10 protein-coding genes and 2 pseudogenes are annotated in these 13,784 nt (G+C 72.7%); 4 read left to right on the forward strand and 8 right to left on the reverse strand.

The genetic code is table 11. The annotated features are described in order from the left end of the window. Nucleotides 1–3: 3 nt before the first annotated feature. From IE178_RS31130 to IE178_RS31135, 3 genes and pseudogenes are all read right to left on the reverse strand, one after another. Nucleotides 4–1,170, reverse strand: coding sequence for a CHAD domain-containing protein (locus IE178_RS31130; RefSeq protein ID WP_438874427.1), 1,167 nt, complete (start codon nucleotides 1,168–1,170; stop codon nucleotides 4–6). 24 nt (nucleotides 1,171–1,194) lie between these two features. Next, nucleotides 1,195–1,485, reverse strand: a pseudogene (locus IE178_RS37010) (CHAD domain-containing protein); the annotation flags it as partial. Beyond that, entirely contained in the window at nucleotides 1,466–3,835 is a 2,370-nt protein-coding gene (locus tag IE178_RS31135; protein ID WP_184766559.1) for an RNA degradosome polyphosphate kinase, read from the reverse strand. The pseudogene IE178_RS37010 and the gene IE178_RS31135, both read right to left, overlap by 20 nt. A 286-nt stretch (nucleotides 3,836–4,121) precedes the next feature. Here IE178_RS31135 and IE178_RS31140 point away from each other — a divergent pair, with 286 nt between their 5' ends. Then, nucleotides 4,122–4,664, forward strand: coding sequence for an RNA polymerase sigma factor (locus tag IE178_RS31140; protein WP_318280336.1), 543 nt, complete (start codon nucleotides 4,122–4,124; stop codon nucleotides 4,662–4,664). Then, nucleotides 4,570–4,779 (forward strand): annotated as a pseudogene (locus IE178_RS31145) (ATP-binding cassette domain-containing protein); the annotation flags it as partial. The gene IE178_RS31140 and the pseudogene IE178_RS31145, both read left to right, overlap by 95 nt. A 56-nt stretch (nucleotides 4,780–4,835) precedes the next feature. Here the strand turns inward: IE178_RS31145 and mshD are convergent. Continuing rightward, nucleotides 4,836–5,762, reverse strand: a complete 927-nt coding sequence (gene mshD, locus IE178_RS31150) for a mycothiol synthase (RefSeq protein ID WP_193514563.1) — start codon at nucleotides 5,760–5,762, stop codon at nucleotides 4,836–4,838. Nucleotides 5,763–5,967: 205 nt separating this feature from the next. On the opposite strand from mshD, the gene IE178_RS31155 reads away from it, so the two are divergent. After that, nucleotides 5,968–7,785: a bifunctional metallophosphatase/5'-nucleotidase gene (locus IE178_RS31155; RefSeq protein ID WP_193514564.1), complete on the forward strand. Its 1,818-nt coding sequence runs from the start codon at nucleotides 5,968–5,970 to the stop codon at nucleotides 7,783–7,785. A gap of 238 nt (nucleotides 7,786–8,023) precedes the next feature. Next, the gene (locus tag IE178_RS31160; RefSeq protein ID WP_193514565.1) at nucleotides 8,024–9,013 is read left to right on the forward strand and encodes an ornithine cyclodeaminase family protein; all 990 of its coding nucleotides are present in this window, start codon (nucleotides 8,024–8,026) and stop codon (nucleotides 9,011–9,013) included. Here IE178_RS31160 and IE178_RS31165 read toward each other — a convergent pair. From IE178_RS31165 to IE178_RS31180, 4 genes are all read right to left on the reverse strand, one after another. Further along, nucleotides 9,000–9,188: a DUF1737 domain-containing protein gene (locus IE178_RS31165; protein ID WP_184766563.1), complete on the reverse strand. Its 189-nt coding sequence runs from the start codon at nucleotides 9,186–9,188 to the stop codon at nucleotides 9,000–9,002. The genes IE178_RS31160 and IE178_RS31165 overlap by 14 nt on opposite strands. 229 nt (nucleotides 9,189–9,417) lie before the next feature. Beyond that, on the reverse strand, nucleotides 9,418–11,484 hold the full coding sequence (locus tag IE178_RS31170) for a pectinesterase family protein (protein WP_193514566.1): 2,067 nt from the start codon (nucleotides 11,482–11,484) through the stop codon (nucleotides 9,418–9,420). Nucleotides 11,485–11,559: 75 nt separating this feature from the next. After that, nucleotides 11,560–13,017, reverse strand: a complete 1,458-nt coding sequence (locus IE178_RS31175; RefSeq protein ID WP_193514567.1) for a sensor histidine kinase — start codon at nucleotides 13,015–13,017, stop codon at nucleotides 11,560–11,562. Continuing rightward, on the reverse strand, nucleotides 13,014–13,748 hold the full coding sequence (locus IE178_RS31180; RefSeq protein ID WP_184766566.1) for a response regulator transcription factor: 735 nt from the start codon (nucleotides 13,746–13,748) through the stop codon (nucleotides 13,014–13,016). The genes IE178_RS31175 and IE178_RS31180 overlap by 4 nt, the downstream gene beginning before the upstream one ends. Nucleotides 13,749–13,784 lie beyond the last annotated feature (36 nt).

A 13,784-nucleotide genomic window follows, 5' to 3' on the forward strand; every position in this document is an offset into this window, starting at 1 on the left:
TCCCTATAACGTGCCGATGACTTCCTGCTGCCAGCAACGCTGGAACGCGTACCGCGCTGCCTCGACCTCATGCCGCTGGTCGGCGTGGAGCACGCCCAGCGCGTACGCCGTGGCCGGGGCGATCCGCGGGGTGCGGGCCGCCTGCGCCGCCGCGGCCGCGGCCTCGGAGGCGTCCCGGTGCCGGTCGAGTGTCTCACCGGCGGTGAGGAGGCGGAGGTCGGCGGCCGGGTCCTCGCCGCCGCCGGTGTGCAGGACCTCGCGGGCGTAGCGGTGCAGACGCAGCAGCAGGCGTACCTGGTGCCAGGGGGCGTCCTGCGGGTGCGGGGCGGGGTCCGGGGACAGGCCGTGGATCAGCGCCGCGGCGTTGTACGGGCTGCCCGCGGTGAGCAGGGGCAGCGCGGCGACGGCGTCGGCGAGGCGCTCGCGCGAGGCCTCGGCCAGCGGGCGCAGGTCGGCGCCGGCCGCCGCCGGGGACAGGGGGACCTCGCTGGCCAGGACGGCGACCTTGTCGGCGATCCCGTGGAAGCGGGAGGAGCCGAGGGCCTGGAGGGCGGTGGAGTGCGCCCGGGTCCGGGCCAGCGTCAGCTGCCGGTCCAGCAGCGCGCCGGCCTTGGCGGCACCGACGGTGAGATTGCCGCGGTCCGGCGCCGGGACGGGGCCCGGGGAGGAACCGGCGCCACCGCCGGCCGGGGCGGCCGTACCGGTGCCGGTGGCACGGGCGGTGGCGCGGGTGGCGGTGCGGGCGGAGACGGAAGCGGTGGCGGCGGCGGTGCGCCGGGGCGCGCCGTCGTTCGCGGCGAGGGTGCGGCCCGGGCTGCCCGAGGCCGTACCACCCCTCGCGTTCGCCGTCGCGACGGCCGCGCGCCGGGTGGTGACCGGTGCTCCGTCGGGCGCGGTGCCGGTGCGATGTGGGCCGTTCGGGGCAGTGCCGGCCGGCTCGGTGGCGGGGCGCCGCGTCGCGGCCGGTGCTCCGTCGGGCGCGGTGGCGGTGCGGTCCGGGGTGGTGCCGGTGCGGTCCGGGGTGGTGCCCGTCGCCGTGGCCGCCGGGTCGGCTGTCGCGGTGGTGTGGTCGCCGGTCACGCTCGCGGTGGTGTTCGCGCGGGGCGGGCCCGCCGGGCCCTGGCCCGGGAGCGGTGTCGCCCCCGACAGACGGTGCAGGGCCAGGAGCAGCTGCTCCAGGCGGGACGCGTACGCGTGCTCCAGGGCCAGGGTGCCGGAGACCCAGGCCAGTTCGGGGCGCATGGCCTCCGACCAGTCGGGGTCGAGGACCGGCTGGAACGTGTGGAGGCTGGCGCTGATGCGGCGGGCCGCGCGGCGCAGGGCGCGGGCCGCCTCGGCGGAACCCTCCGACGCCGCCGCGCCCGCACCGGTCTCCCGGTGGAGGCGCAGCGCGCGCAGGAACTCGGTCGCCTGGGCCCGCAGATAGCCGGCCAGGGCGTCCGCCGGCACCGCGGCAGCCGTCGGGTCAAGGTGTCGCTGTGCCACGCCGGCGCCTCCGGGCGTCTATGAGCATCTCCTGGACGTTGCGCAGGGGCTGGCCGTCCGCGTCCGTCGCGTGCCGGGTCCACTCGCCGTCCTGGCCGAGGTGCCAGGACGCCGTGCCGTCGGACATACCGGTCTCCAACAGCCGGTTCAGAGTCGCCCGGTGGGCCGGGTCGGTGACCCGTACCAGTGCCTCTATACGGCGGTCGAGATTGCGGTGCATCATGTCCGCGCTGCCGATCCACACCTCGGGCTCGCCGCCGTTGCCGAAGGCGAAGACGCGGGAGTGTTCGAGGAAGCGGCCGAGGACGGACCGGACCCGGATGTTCTCCGACAGGCCCGCCACGCCCGGCCGGATCGCGCAGATGCCGCGCACCCACACGTCCACCGGCACGCCCGCCTGCGACGCCCGGTAGCAGGCGTCGATGACGGCCTCGTCGACCATCGAGTTGACCTTGATGCGGACATAGGCGGGCCGCCCGGCACTGTGGTGCTGGGCCTCCTTGTCGATCCGGGAGACCAGGCCGTCCCGCAGGGACTTGGGGGCGACCAGCAGACGCCGGTAGGTCTCCCGGCGGGAGTAGCCGGAGAGGCGGTTGAACAGGTCGGAGAGGTCCGCGCCGACCTGCTGGTCGGCGGTGAGCACGCCGAGGTCCTCGTAGAGGCGGGCCGTCTTCGGGTGGTAGTTGCCGGTGCCGACGTGGCTGTAACGCCGGAGGGTCTCGCCCTCCTGCCGGACCACCAGGGACAGCTTGCAGTGGGTCTTCAGGCCGACCAGGCCGTAGACGACGTGGCAGCCCGCCTCCTCCAGCTTGCGCGCCCACTTGATGTTGGCGTGCTCGTCGAAGCGGGCCTTGATCTCGACCAGGACGAGGACCTGCTTGCCGGACTCGGCGGCGTCGATGAGCGCGTCCACGATCGGGGAGTCGCCGGACGTCCGGTACAGCGTCTGCTTGATGGCGAGGACGTCGGGGTCGGCGGCGGCCTGCTCCAGGAACGCCTGCACGGAGGTGGAGAACGAGTCGTACGGGTGGTGCAGCAGCACGTCCCGGCTGCGCAGGGCCGCGAAGATGTCGGGGGCGGAGGCGGACTCCACCTCCGCCAGGTCGCGGTGCGTGCCGGCGATGAACTTCGGGTACTTCAGCTCGGGACGGTCGAGGCTGTGGATGCGGAAGAGACCGGTGAGGTCGAGCGGGCCCGGCAGCGGGTACACCTCGGCCTCGCTGATCTTCAGCTCGCGCACCAGCAGGTCGAGCACCTCACGGTCGATGGACTCCTCGACCTCCAGGCGCACCGGCGGCCCGAAGCGGCGCCGCATGAGCTCCTTCTCCAGTGCCTGGAGCAGGTTCTCCGTGTCGTCCTCCTCGACCTCCAGGTCCTCGTTGCGGGTGAGCCGGAAGGCGTGGTGCTCCAGCACCTCCATGCCCGGGAACAGCTCCTCCAGGTGGGCGGCGATGACGTCCTCGATGGGGACGTAGCGGCCGGGGGAGCACTCCAGGAAGCGGGACAGCAGCGGCGGCACCTTGACCCGGGCGAAGTGCTTGTGGCCGGTGACCGGGTTGCGGACGACGACGGCCAGATTCAGCGACAGGCCCGATATGTACGGGAAGGGGTGCGCCGGGTCGACCGCGAGGGGGGTCAGGACGGGGAAGATCTGGTGCCGGAAGAGGGTGAACAGACGGGCCTGTTCCTTCTCCGTGAGTTCGTTCCAGCGGACCAGGTGGATGCCCTCCTCCGCGAGTGCGGGGGCGACGTCCTCGTGGTAGCAGGCGGCGTGCCGGGCCATCAGCTCGCGGGAGCGGGCCCAGATCATGTCCAGCACCTCGCGCGGCTGGAGACCGGACGCGGAGCGGGTGGCGACACCGGTGGCGATGCGGCGCTTCAGACCGGCCACCCGGACCATGAAGAACTCGTCCAGGTTGCTGGCGAAGATCGCGAGGAAGTTCGCCCGCTCCAGCAGCGGGGTGTCGGGGTCCTCGGCGAGCTCCAGGACGCGCTCGTTGAACGCGAGCCAGCTGCGCTCCCGGTCCAGGAAGCGGCCCTGCGGCAGCGGGGTGGCGCCGTCCGTCAGCGACTCCTCGTAACCGTCGAGGTCCGCGTCGATGTCCGGTTCCAGGTCGGAGACCACCCCGGCCACGGTGTGCGGGCGGTGGGCGGCGATGGAGCCCACGGAGGGCTGCGGGTGCTGTACCTGTGCCTGGGTGTTGGGCTGGCTCATGACCCCATTCTTCCGCGCCGACAGCGTCACGGGCGCGTCGGAAAGCGCGGGTGGGAGCGGTGGTGGCCCTGAGGCGTCCCCGTTCCCCCCGTTCACCCTTCTGGGCGGTGAAGGCTCTGGCGCGGCGGGATTCATTGGCCGAGCGTCGCAAGCCTGTCTGAATCAGTGGTTACGAAGACATGACGTCCGGGATAGCGCGGGGCGGCTCACGGGGGCGCTCCACTCCGAGTACCAGGAGGGGCGTCGGGCGCCGCCGAACCGCTCGGACGGCAAGCTCGTCCCTGCCGGTGACCCAGCCCCGGGCAGAGACGGGTCATCCGCTCGTCCGTGACATCTCTCGTCAGCCGGTGTGGGCCCGCCGAAGTCCGAAGTCGACCGGCATCGTGTGAACCGATCGGCCGGGCCCATCCGATGAGGGGACGTGAGTGAAACGAGAAGCGACGGTAAGCTGCTGCGCGCCGTCGCGGCGGACGGGGACCGGCGCGCCTTCGAGGAGCTGTACCGGCGGTACGCGCCGTGGCTGACCGCCCGGATGCGCAGCCGGTGCGCCGACGCGGGCATCGTCGACGACGTCGCGCGGGAGACGTTCCTCGCGGTGTGGCGCGGCACGGCCCGCTATCGGGAGACCGCCGGGGACACGGTGGGCGCGGACGCCGCCGGATGGCTGTGGCGCATCGCCTCGCGGCGGCTGGTCGACGCGCTGCGCGGCGCCGGGGCGCGCGGCCGGCTGCGGCAGACGCTGGCGCGGCTGCGGCACCGCGACGAGGTCTCGGCGGAGGACCGGGTGCTCGCCGGGGTGGAACACGGGGACCTCGCCGGAGCGCTGGTCAGGCTGTCGCCGGAACTGCGGGCGGTCCTCCAGGCCACGGTTCGTCGACTACGTGGCGATCCTCAAGGAGTTCACCGACCGCGCCGCCCGGCACCGCGAGGTACGGCGGGTGTTGGACGAGGTCGGCCTCGGTGACGTGCGCGGCAAGCGCATCCGCAAGCTGTCCGGCGGTATGCGGCAGCGGGTGGCGCTCGCGTCGGCCCTCGTCGGCGACCCCGGGTTCCTCGTCCTCGACGATCGCGGCGCTGGCGCTGGCGGTGGCGCTGGGCGCGACGGAGCCGGTCCGGCGCGCCGGACCGCGCGGGCTCAGGTCTCCGTCCGGTACATCAGGTCCACCTCGTGGGTGACGAAGCCCAGCCGTTCGTAGACGGACACCGCGGCCTTGTTGTCGGCGTCGACGTAGAGCATGGCCGTCGGCAGTCCCTTGTCCGCCAGATGCCGGAGCCCGATCGTCGTGAGGGACTTGCCGAGGCCGCCGCCCTGGGCGTCGGGGCTCACCCCGAGGACGTACACCTCGCCGAGGCCCTCCGCCGCGTGCACCTTGGTCCAGTGGAAGCCGACGATCCGGCCGTCCCTCTCGGCCAGGAAGAAGCCCTCGGGGTCGAACCACGGCTCGGCCTTGCGGTCGTCGAGGTCGCGCTGGGTGAGGGAGCCCTGCTCGGGGTGGTGGGCGAAGGCGGCGGCGTTCACCGCGAGCCAGGCCGCGTCGTCCTGCCCGGGCACGAAGGCGCGTACGCGCACGCCCTCCGGCAGCACCGGGTCGGGCAGGTCCATCCCGGCCAACGGCCGCCGCATCTGGCGCAGTTCCCGGAACAGCGTCAGCCCGAGGACCTGCGCGAGGTGCCGGGCGGCGGAGTGACCGCCGTGCGCCCACACCCGCAGCCGCTTGCCGGAGGCGGCGAGCAGCGCCGCCCCGAGGGCCCGCCCGTGGCCGTTCCCCCGGTGCGAGGGATGCACGACCAGCTCGGCGGCCGGCGGCTCCACCGGATCGGTGTCCTCCAACTGGGCGTACCCGACGAGTTCACCATCGGCTGACAGCAGCAGATGGGACACGCCCGCCCGCTCCCCGCCGCGCAACTGCAACCGTCCCTGCTCCGACACCGCCTGCTGCCCGTCGGTCCGGGCGGCCTCGGCGAGCAGGGCGAGGACCGCCTCGGAGTGCTCGGGGGCGAGCGCGGTATACGTCTGGAGCGAGCGGGGGCGGCCGGGCCGTGCGATGTCGTCGCTGGTCATGCGTACGAGGGTAAGGGGAGGGCGCCCCGAATCGGGCGGGTGCGGCGGTGGCGGACGGCACGCCGGGGGCGGCTGCGAAAGATAAACCAGGATGTAACCATGCACCCCCTGTCGCGCTACGCGCGTTGACCCTAGGCTGCGCCGGGCGGCCCGCTGCCTCGCACGGCAGCCCCGCACCGATCCACGCAGACCCACAGGGGGGCGCATGCCAGCCACATCCCCGGCGCACCACCAGCGCCGCAGACGCCGTACGAATCGTCTTCTCGCGACCGCCGCGGGCCTGGTCACCGCCGGTGCGCTGGCCGCGGCCGCGCTGCCCGGGTCGGCGAGCGCCGGCGAGAGCAAGGGCAAGCCGTCCGGGCACCCCGGCCGTTACCAGGACGTCCAGCTGCTCTCCTTCAACGACCTGCACGGCAACCTCGAGCCCCCGGCCGGCTCCTCGGGCCGGGTCACCGAACACCGGCACGACGGCACGACGGCGACCATCGACGCGGGCGGCGTGGAGTACCTCGCCACCCATCTGCGCAAGGCCCGTGAGGGCAACCGCTACTCCGTGACCGCCGCCGGCGGCGACATGGTCGGCGCGTCCCCCCTGATGTCCGGTCTCTTCCACGACGAGCCCACCATCGAGGCGCTGAACGAGCTCGAGCTGGACGTCACCTCGGTCGGCAACCACGAGTTCGACGAGGGCGCCGCCGAGCTGGGCCGCCTCCAGAACGGCGGCTGCCACCCCACCGAGGGCTGCTACACCGACCAGGAGTTCGAGGGCGCCGACTTCCCGTACCTGGCGGCCAACGTCCTGGACGAGAAGACCGGCAAGCCGGTCCTCGAACCGTACTGGGTGTGGAAGAAGCAGGGCGTCAAGGTCGGCTTCATCGGCGTGACCCTCGAAGGCACCCCGGGCATCGTCTCCGCCGAGGGCGTGAAGGGCCTGTCCTTCAAGGACGAGGTCGAGACGATCAACAAGTACGCCAAGGTGCTCCAGCGCCAGGGCGTGAAGTCGATCGTCGCCCTCATCCACGAGGGCGGTTTCCCGGCGTCCACCGCCTACAACTACGACTGCGACTCCCCGGGCGCCGGCGACGGCATCTCCGGCCCGATCGCGGACATCGCCAAGAACATCACGCCCCAGGTGGACGCGCTGGTCACCGGCCACACCCACAACGCGTACGTGTGCACGATCCCCGACCCGGCGGGCAAGCCCCGCATGGTCACCTCGGCCGCGTCGTTCGGCCGCCTCTACACGGACACCACGCTGACGTACGACCGCGCGACGGGCGACATCGCCCGTACGGCCGTGAAGTCCGCGAACCACGTCGTCACCCGGGACGTCCCCAAGGCGCCCGACATGACCGCGCTGATCGACAAGTGGAACACCCTCGCCGCCCCCATCGGCAACCGCCCGATCGGCTACGTCTCCGGTGACATCGACCGCAACGGCACCGAGTCCCCGCTCGGCGACCTGATCGCCGACGCGCAACTGGCGTACGGCAGGACCCTGGACGCGGAGACCGACCTCGCGCTGATGAACCCCGGCGGGATCCGCGCGCCCCTGACCTACACGGCCAGTGGCGCCGAGGGCGACGGCGTGGTCACCTACGCCGAGGGCTTCACGGTCCAGCCCTTCGCCAACACGGTCAACCTCCAGGACTTCACGGGCGCCCAGCTGATCCAGGTCCTCAAGGAGCAGGTGAGCGGCTCCAACCAGGCCACCCCGAAGATCCTCCAGCCCTCGGACGGCCTGACCTACACCCTGGACCTGACGAAGACCGGCGCGGACCGCGTGGTCACGGACTCCATCCGGCTGAACGGTTCCGCGATCGACCCGGGCGCCACCTACCGCGTCGCCACCAACAGCTTCCTCGCGGGCGGCGGCGACGGCTTCCCGACCCTCGGCCAGGGCACCGACGACCTGGTCGGCGAGGACGACCTGACGGCCCTGGAGCAGTACCTGACGGCCAACTCCTCGGCCACGGACCCGATCGCCCCGCCGAAGGCGGACCGCGTCACGATCGTGCAGTGACCACCGGCGGGGCCGGTACGAGGCGTGCTCACCCCCTCGTACCGGCCCCGCCGCATGCGGTGTCCTCACGGTCGGCATCGACTCCCCCGCCATGCTCGGCTTCCCCTGACGTGGCCGGGGCGGTCGCGGCGTGCGCGGGTGGAGCGAACGGTCCCCGGGCGGCGGCGTGTCCTGCCCGGGTGGACGGTGGTCACGGGCCACGCTTCGGCGGACGGTCGTCGGCTGGAGGGTGAGGCACATGCTGGTTCTCGGGCGCTCGCAGGTGGAGGCGCTGCTCGATCTCGACGCGCTGATCGACGCGCTGGGCCCGGCGATGGCCGATCTCAGCGCCGGCCGTGCCTCGGCGCCCGGGCGCATCGCCGCGCTCGTGCCCGAACGTGAGGGGTTCCTGGCCGCCATGCCCGGATTCGTGCCCGCGGCCGGGGTGCTGGCGAGCAAGCTGGTCTCCCTCTTCCCGCACAACGCCGGCACCCGGCTGCCCACCCACCAGGCGCTGATCGTGATGTTCGATCCCGCCACGGGCGAACCCGTCGCGCTGCTGGACGGTACGGCCGTCACCGCGGCGCGCACCGGCGCCTGTTCGGCGCTCTCCGCCCGGCTGCTCGCACGGGAGGACGCCTCGGTACTGGCCGTCCTGGGCACCGGGGTGCAGGCCCGCTCCCATGCCCGCGCGATGTGCAGGGTGCGCCCGATCCGGCAGATCCGCGTGGCCGGCCGGAACCCGGCGAAGGCGGCCACCCTGGCCGAGGAGTTATCGGCCGAGCTGGATGCCGCCGTGCGGGCGGTGGCCTCCTACGCCGAGGCGATCGACGGCGCCGACATCGTGGCCGCCACCACGCACGCCCTGGAACCCGTGGTCCGCCGCGCGTGGCTGTCGCCCGGAACACACGTCACCTCCGTCGGCTACAACCCGGCCGGACGCGAGATCGACGACGCCACCGTGGCGGAGGCCCTGGTGTGCGTGGAGTCGCGGGCGGCGGCGCTGGCACCCTTCCCGAGCGGCACCAACGACCTCCTGACACCGATCCGCGACGGCGTCATCACGGCGGACCACGTCCACGCCGAACTGGGCGAACTCGTCGAGGGCAGCCGCCCCGGCCGCACCTCGCCCGATCGGATCACCCTCTACAAATCGGTCGGCGTGGCGGTCCAGGACGCCGCCGCCGCGGCGCTGATCGTCACCGCGGCGCGCGAGCGAGCGGTCGGCGAGGAGATCACCCTGCGGTAGGGGCCCACACCACTGCCTGCGCGACGATCACCCGCTCACCGTCGAAGGTGACGGCCGGCCCCTCGTGCAGCCGGTACCCCATCGCCAGCGCCTCGCTGACCCGGTGACAGAACGCCGCGTCATCGGGACCGGTCAGTACGCGGTACACGGGCAGCCCGTCCGGTGGTGTCGTCATGCGCCCACGGTGCCACACCGCTCACTCGCGCGGGCAGGGGATGCGCAGCCCCCGGTCGGCGGCCACGTCGTTGCTCCCGCGCCGAGCCTTCGTCCGTCGCCGCCCCAGTCGCCCGGCAGCTCGGCCACGGACGGCGGCCCGTACTCCGGTGGTCCGGAGTACGAGCCGTCCGTCGTCCCGGCGGCGAGGGTCCGGTACGGCTCGACCGGTTCGCCCGGCCTTCCCGGGGTCAGGACGCCGTAGGGGTCCAGCCCGCCAGCCAGTCCGCGATCTCCTGGTCCGCCGCCTGGGCGTCGGTCAGGTGAGGGCGGTCGCCGCTCGCCGAACCCGCGCCGGGGCCCGTGTTCCTGTACTCGGCGAAGCGGTCGTCCTTCCAGGAGAAGCCGCTCATGTCGGTCCAGGGGGCGGTGCGGATCGCCGCGCTCAGGGTGGTGTCGCGGACCGTGGTCTGCGGGTCGAGGGAGGCGTCACCGCCCGCGTGCCAGGGGCGGCCGAGGTGGAAGGTGCGATCGGAGACGTCCCCGCCGATCGCGGAGTTGGCGATCAGGAAGCCCTTGCGGTCGGCGGCCGTGCTCGGGGCGGTGATGTAACCGGCCGAGGTGCCGTTCCAGCGCTTCTTCAGGGTGATGACCGAGCGGTCGATCACCGCGGTCGCCCGGCCGAAGACGAAGTCGACGTTCCCGACAATGTAGGAGCCGGTGACGTAGACCCGGCCGAGCCTGTCCTTGGCGGCCGTGTCGAGGAGGAGGGTGTCCTGGTCGCCCTCGACGATGACGCCGTCCAGGAAGACCTTGTCGGCGGCCGTGCGCAGGGCGACCGCCTGGTGGCCGGAGAGGGACTGGTTGGCGCCCTCGTCGAAGTCGTTGGAGACGGTCAGGTTGCGGGCCTGGAAGTCGTCCGCCTCGACGGCGACCGTCGCGCTGCCCGACGTGCCGTAGGTGCCCGAGCCGTCCGGCTTCCGGGTGCCGGCGGCGTTGTTGTAGACGATCACCGTGTCCTTGCGGCTGCCGCCGGTGCCCTGGAAGGTGACGTGCGGCTTGTTGGAGGGGACCTTGACCGTCTCGCGGTACGTGCCCGGCTTGATGGAGATCACCACGCGGGCGGGGTTGTTCGCGGGGACGGCGTTCACGGCTGCCTGGACCGTCCTGTACTGGCCGGTGCCGTCCTTGGCGACGGTGAGGGTCGTGGCTGCCCCGGTCGACGCGGCGGCCCCCGTCGTGCCGATGGAGGGGCGCGGGCCCGCGCCCGACCTCAGCAGCGACGGCACGTCCGCCGCCTTGTCGAGCGTGTAGGCGTAGTACGTCTTCGGGTCGAACGCCGTACCGCCGCTCTCGTTGCGGCCCGACGTGCCGGAGAAGACGTTGCCGCGCTGCACGATCGTCGCCGTGGCGTCCTTGATCACCGGGTTCTTCATGCCCTGGAAGTAGCTGTTCTCCAGGACCATCCGCGTGCCGCCGCGCGAGTAGTTGCCGTAGGAGGAGGCGATGTCCGTGCCCGGGGCGTCCTCCAGGAAGTTGTTGTAGAGGTGCGCGTGGGCGACGTTGTCCGTGGAGGGGTTGCGCTGCTCGGTCTCGCGGAACCAGTTGTGGTGGACGGTGAGGTCCGTGGTGACGTTCTCGGTCCAGCCGATGCCGAAGGTCTTGTTGTTGTCGCTCAGCTTGTTCCAGGACACGGTCACGTACGTGCTGTCCTTGCGGACGTCGATGAGCCCGTCCGCCATGTGCCGCAGGTCGTTGTGGTCGATCCAGACGTGGTGGGCGCCGTCCATCTGGACCGCGTCGAAGTCGTGGTCCTTGTCGTTCCAGATGCCCTGGTAGGAGTCCCGGATCGTCAGATTGCGGATGATCACGTTGTGGACGCCCTGGCCGAGGAAGAAGCCGCCGCCGACGATGTGCCCGGACGTCCCGGCGCCGACGATCGTCTTGTCGGAGGCGACCTTGATCTCCTTGCCGACCGGGTTCATGGTGATCGTCCCGGCCACGACGATGACGTACGGCTCGGCGGCCGTGGCGTACTTCTCCAGGTCCGCCTGCGTCCGCACGGTGACGGTCCGCCCGTCCCGGCCGCCGTAGGTGCCCTTCTGGCCGAGCGCGTCGACGGAGGCGAAGCCGTCGGCGGTGGCGGTGGCCCAGGCGGGGGCCGCGGCGGCCGTCGCGGCGGACGCCTGGTGGGGGGCGGCGCCGCCGAACGCCGCGCCGTACACCACCAGTGAGGCGGTGGTCAGGGTCAGTGGGAGGCCGGCGGCCAGGAGCTTGCCGGCTCGGCGGTGACGCGCCTTGCTGCGGTGCTCGCTCATGCGGCGATCCGTTCCGTGTGGGGGGAGGTGACGCCGATCGGTCGCCGCCCGGCACGGAAAGGTTGCCGCCCCCCGCTACGGAACCTCGGGTGGAGGCGTCGGTGCGCCCGGCAGACGGATCGTGGCCGTCGTGCCGCCGCCCTCGGCCGGGGCCAGGGCCACCTCGCCGCCCGCCTGCTGGACCGTGCGGGCCACGATGGACAGGCCGAGGCCGGAACCGGGGAGGGCGCGGGCACTGGGGGAGCGCCAGAAGCGGTCGAAGACGTACGGGAGTTCGTCGGCGGGAATGCCGGGACCGCGGTCGCGGACGGTGAGGACGCCGTCGGTGAGCCGTACGTCGATCGTGCCGCCCTCCGGACTGAACTTCACCGCGTTGTCCAGGATGTTGACCACCGCGCGTTCCAACGCGGACGGCTCCGCCCGTACGTACCACGGGTGGACGTCCGCCGTGACGGTCAGCTCCGGACCGCGCAGCCGGGCCCGGCGCAGCGCCGACTCGACGACGTCCTGCCACGCGAGGATCTGGGTACGGCCGGCGTGCTGGCCCGTGTCCGGGCGGGACAGCTCCTGCAAGTCGCCGATGAGCGCGGCGAGTTCCGTCATCTGCGCCTTCACGGAGGCGAGCAGCGCCTCGCGGTCGGCGGGCGGGAGGGGACGGCCCGTCTCCTCGCTGCGGGTGAGGAGTTCGATGTTGGTCCGGAGAGAGGTGAGCGGCGTGCGCAGTTCGTGGCCGGCGTCCGCGATGAGCTGCTGCTGGAGGTCGCGGGAGCTGGCGAGGGCGGACGTCATGGAGTTGAACGAGCGGGAGAGGCGGGCCACCTCGTCCTCCGCATCGTCCTCCACGGGGATGCGGATGCCCAGGTCCTCGGTGCGGGCCACGTGTTCCACGGCCTCGGTGAGCTTGTCCACGGGGCGCAGACCGGCCCGCGCGACCGCGAGACCGGCCGCGGAGGCGCCGAGGACGCCGACACCGGAGACGAGGAGCAGCAGCAGCGCCAGTTCGTTGAGCGTGGACCGGGTGTTGTCGAGCGGGACCGCGACGGTGAAGGCGTAGTCCTGCGCCACCGCGCGGCTCAGCCGGCCCGTCTGCACGGTGACCGCCGTCGTCAGGACCCGCACCCGCTTGCCGTCGCTGTCGGTGCCGTTGCGGACGGTGCCCGAGCCGGGGTCGGGGTTCTCGGCCACGTCCCGGTCGCTGCCCGTGACGTCGATCGCGGCGGCGGAGTAGGGCAGCAGGCACACCCTGCCGTCCGAGCGCACCAGCTGGGCGTACTGCTTGCTGCGGGGCGCGACGGTGTCCGGATCGGGCGGCTGCTGCAGGCAGGAGGTGGTGAGCTGCTCGAAATCGTCCTGCGGAAGCACGAGGACCGACGACCGCAGATCCTCGTCGACCTCGTCGTACAGCTTGCCCTGCACGATGAACCAGCAGGTCACCGACACCGCCGCCACCGCGAACGCCACCGCCGCCGCGACCAGCAGGGACAGCCGCGCCCGGATCGGGAGCGAACGGAACCGGCGTACCGGCCCGGTCACTCCGCGCCCCCCTGCCGCAGTACGTACCCCACCCCCCGCACCGTGTGCACCAGGCGCGGCTCGCCGCCCGCCTCGGTCTTGCGGCGCAGGTACATGACGTAGACGTCGAGCGAGTTGGACGAGGGCTCGAAGTCGAAGCCCCAGACCGCCTTCAGGATCTGCTCCCGCGTGAGCACCTGGCGCGGGTGGGCCATGAACATCTCCAGCAGCGTGAACTCCGTGCGGGTCAGCTCCACCCGCCGCCCGCCCCGCACGACCTCGCGGGTCACCAGGTCCATGCGCAGGTCGGCGAAGGCGAGGACGTCGTTCTCCTCGGCGGTGCCGGCCACGGCGGCGGCGTAGGAGCTGCGGCGCAGCAGCGCGCGGATACGGGCGAACAGCTCGTCCAGCTCGAACGGCTTGACCAGGTAGTCGTCCGCCCCGGCGTCCAGCCCGGTCACCCGGTCGCCGACCGTGTCCCGGGCGGTCAGCATCAGGATGGGTGTGGTGTCGCCGGTGGCACGGATGCGGCGGGCGGCGGTCAGGCCGTCCATGCGGGGCATCTGGATGTCGAGCACGACCAGATCGGGCCGGTAGGCCGCCGCCTTCTCCAGGGCGTCCGCGCCGTCGACGGCGACCTCGGTGCCGTATCCCTCGAAGGCCAGGCTGCGCTGGAGCGCTTCCCGCACCGCCGGCTCGTCGTCGACGATCAGGATGCGCTGGGGGTCACGGTCGCCTTCTGCGGGGCTCATGGGCTCGGGGGTCCTCTGTCCTCTGGTGTGGTTTCA

This window comes from Streptomyces griseoloalbus (genome assembly GCA_014650015.1).
Classification (GTDB): domain Bacteria; phylum Actinomycetota; class Actinomycetes; order Streptomycetales; family Streptomycetaceae; genus Streptomyces; species Streptomyces griseoloalbus.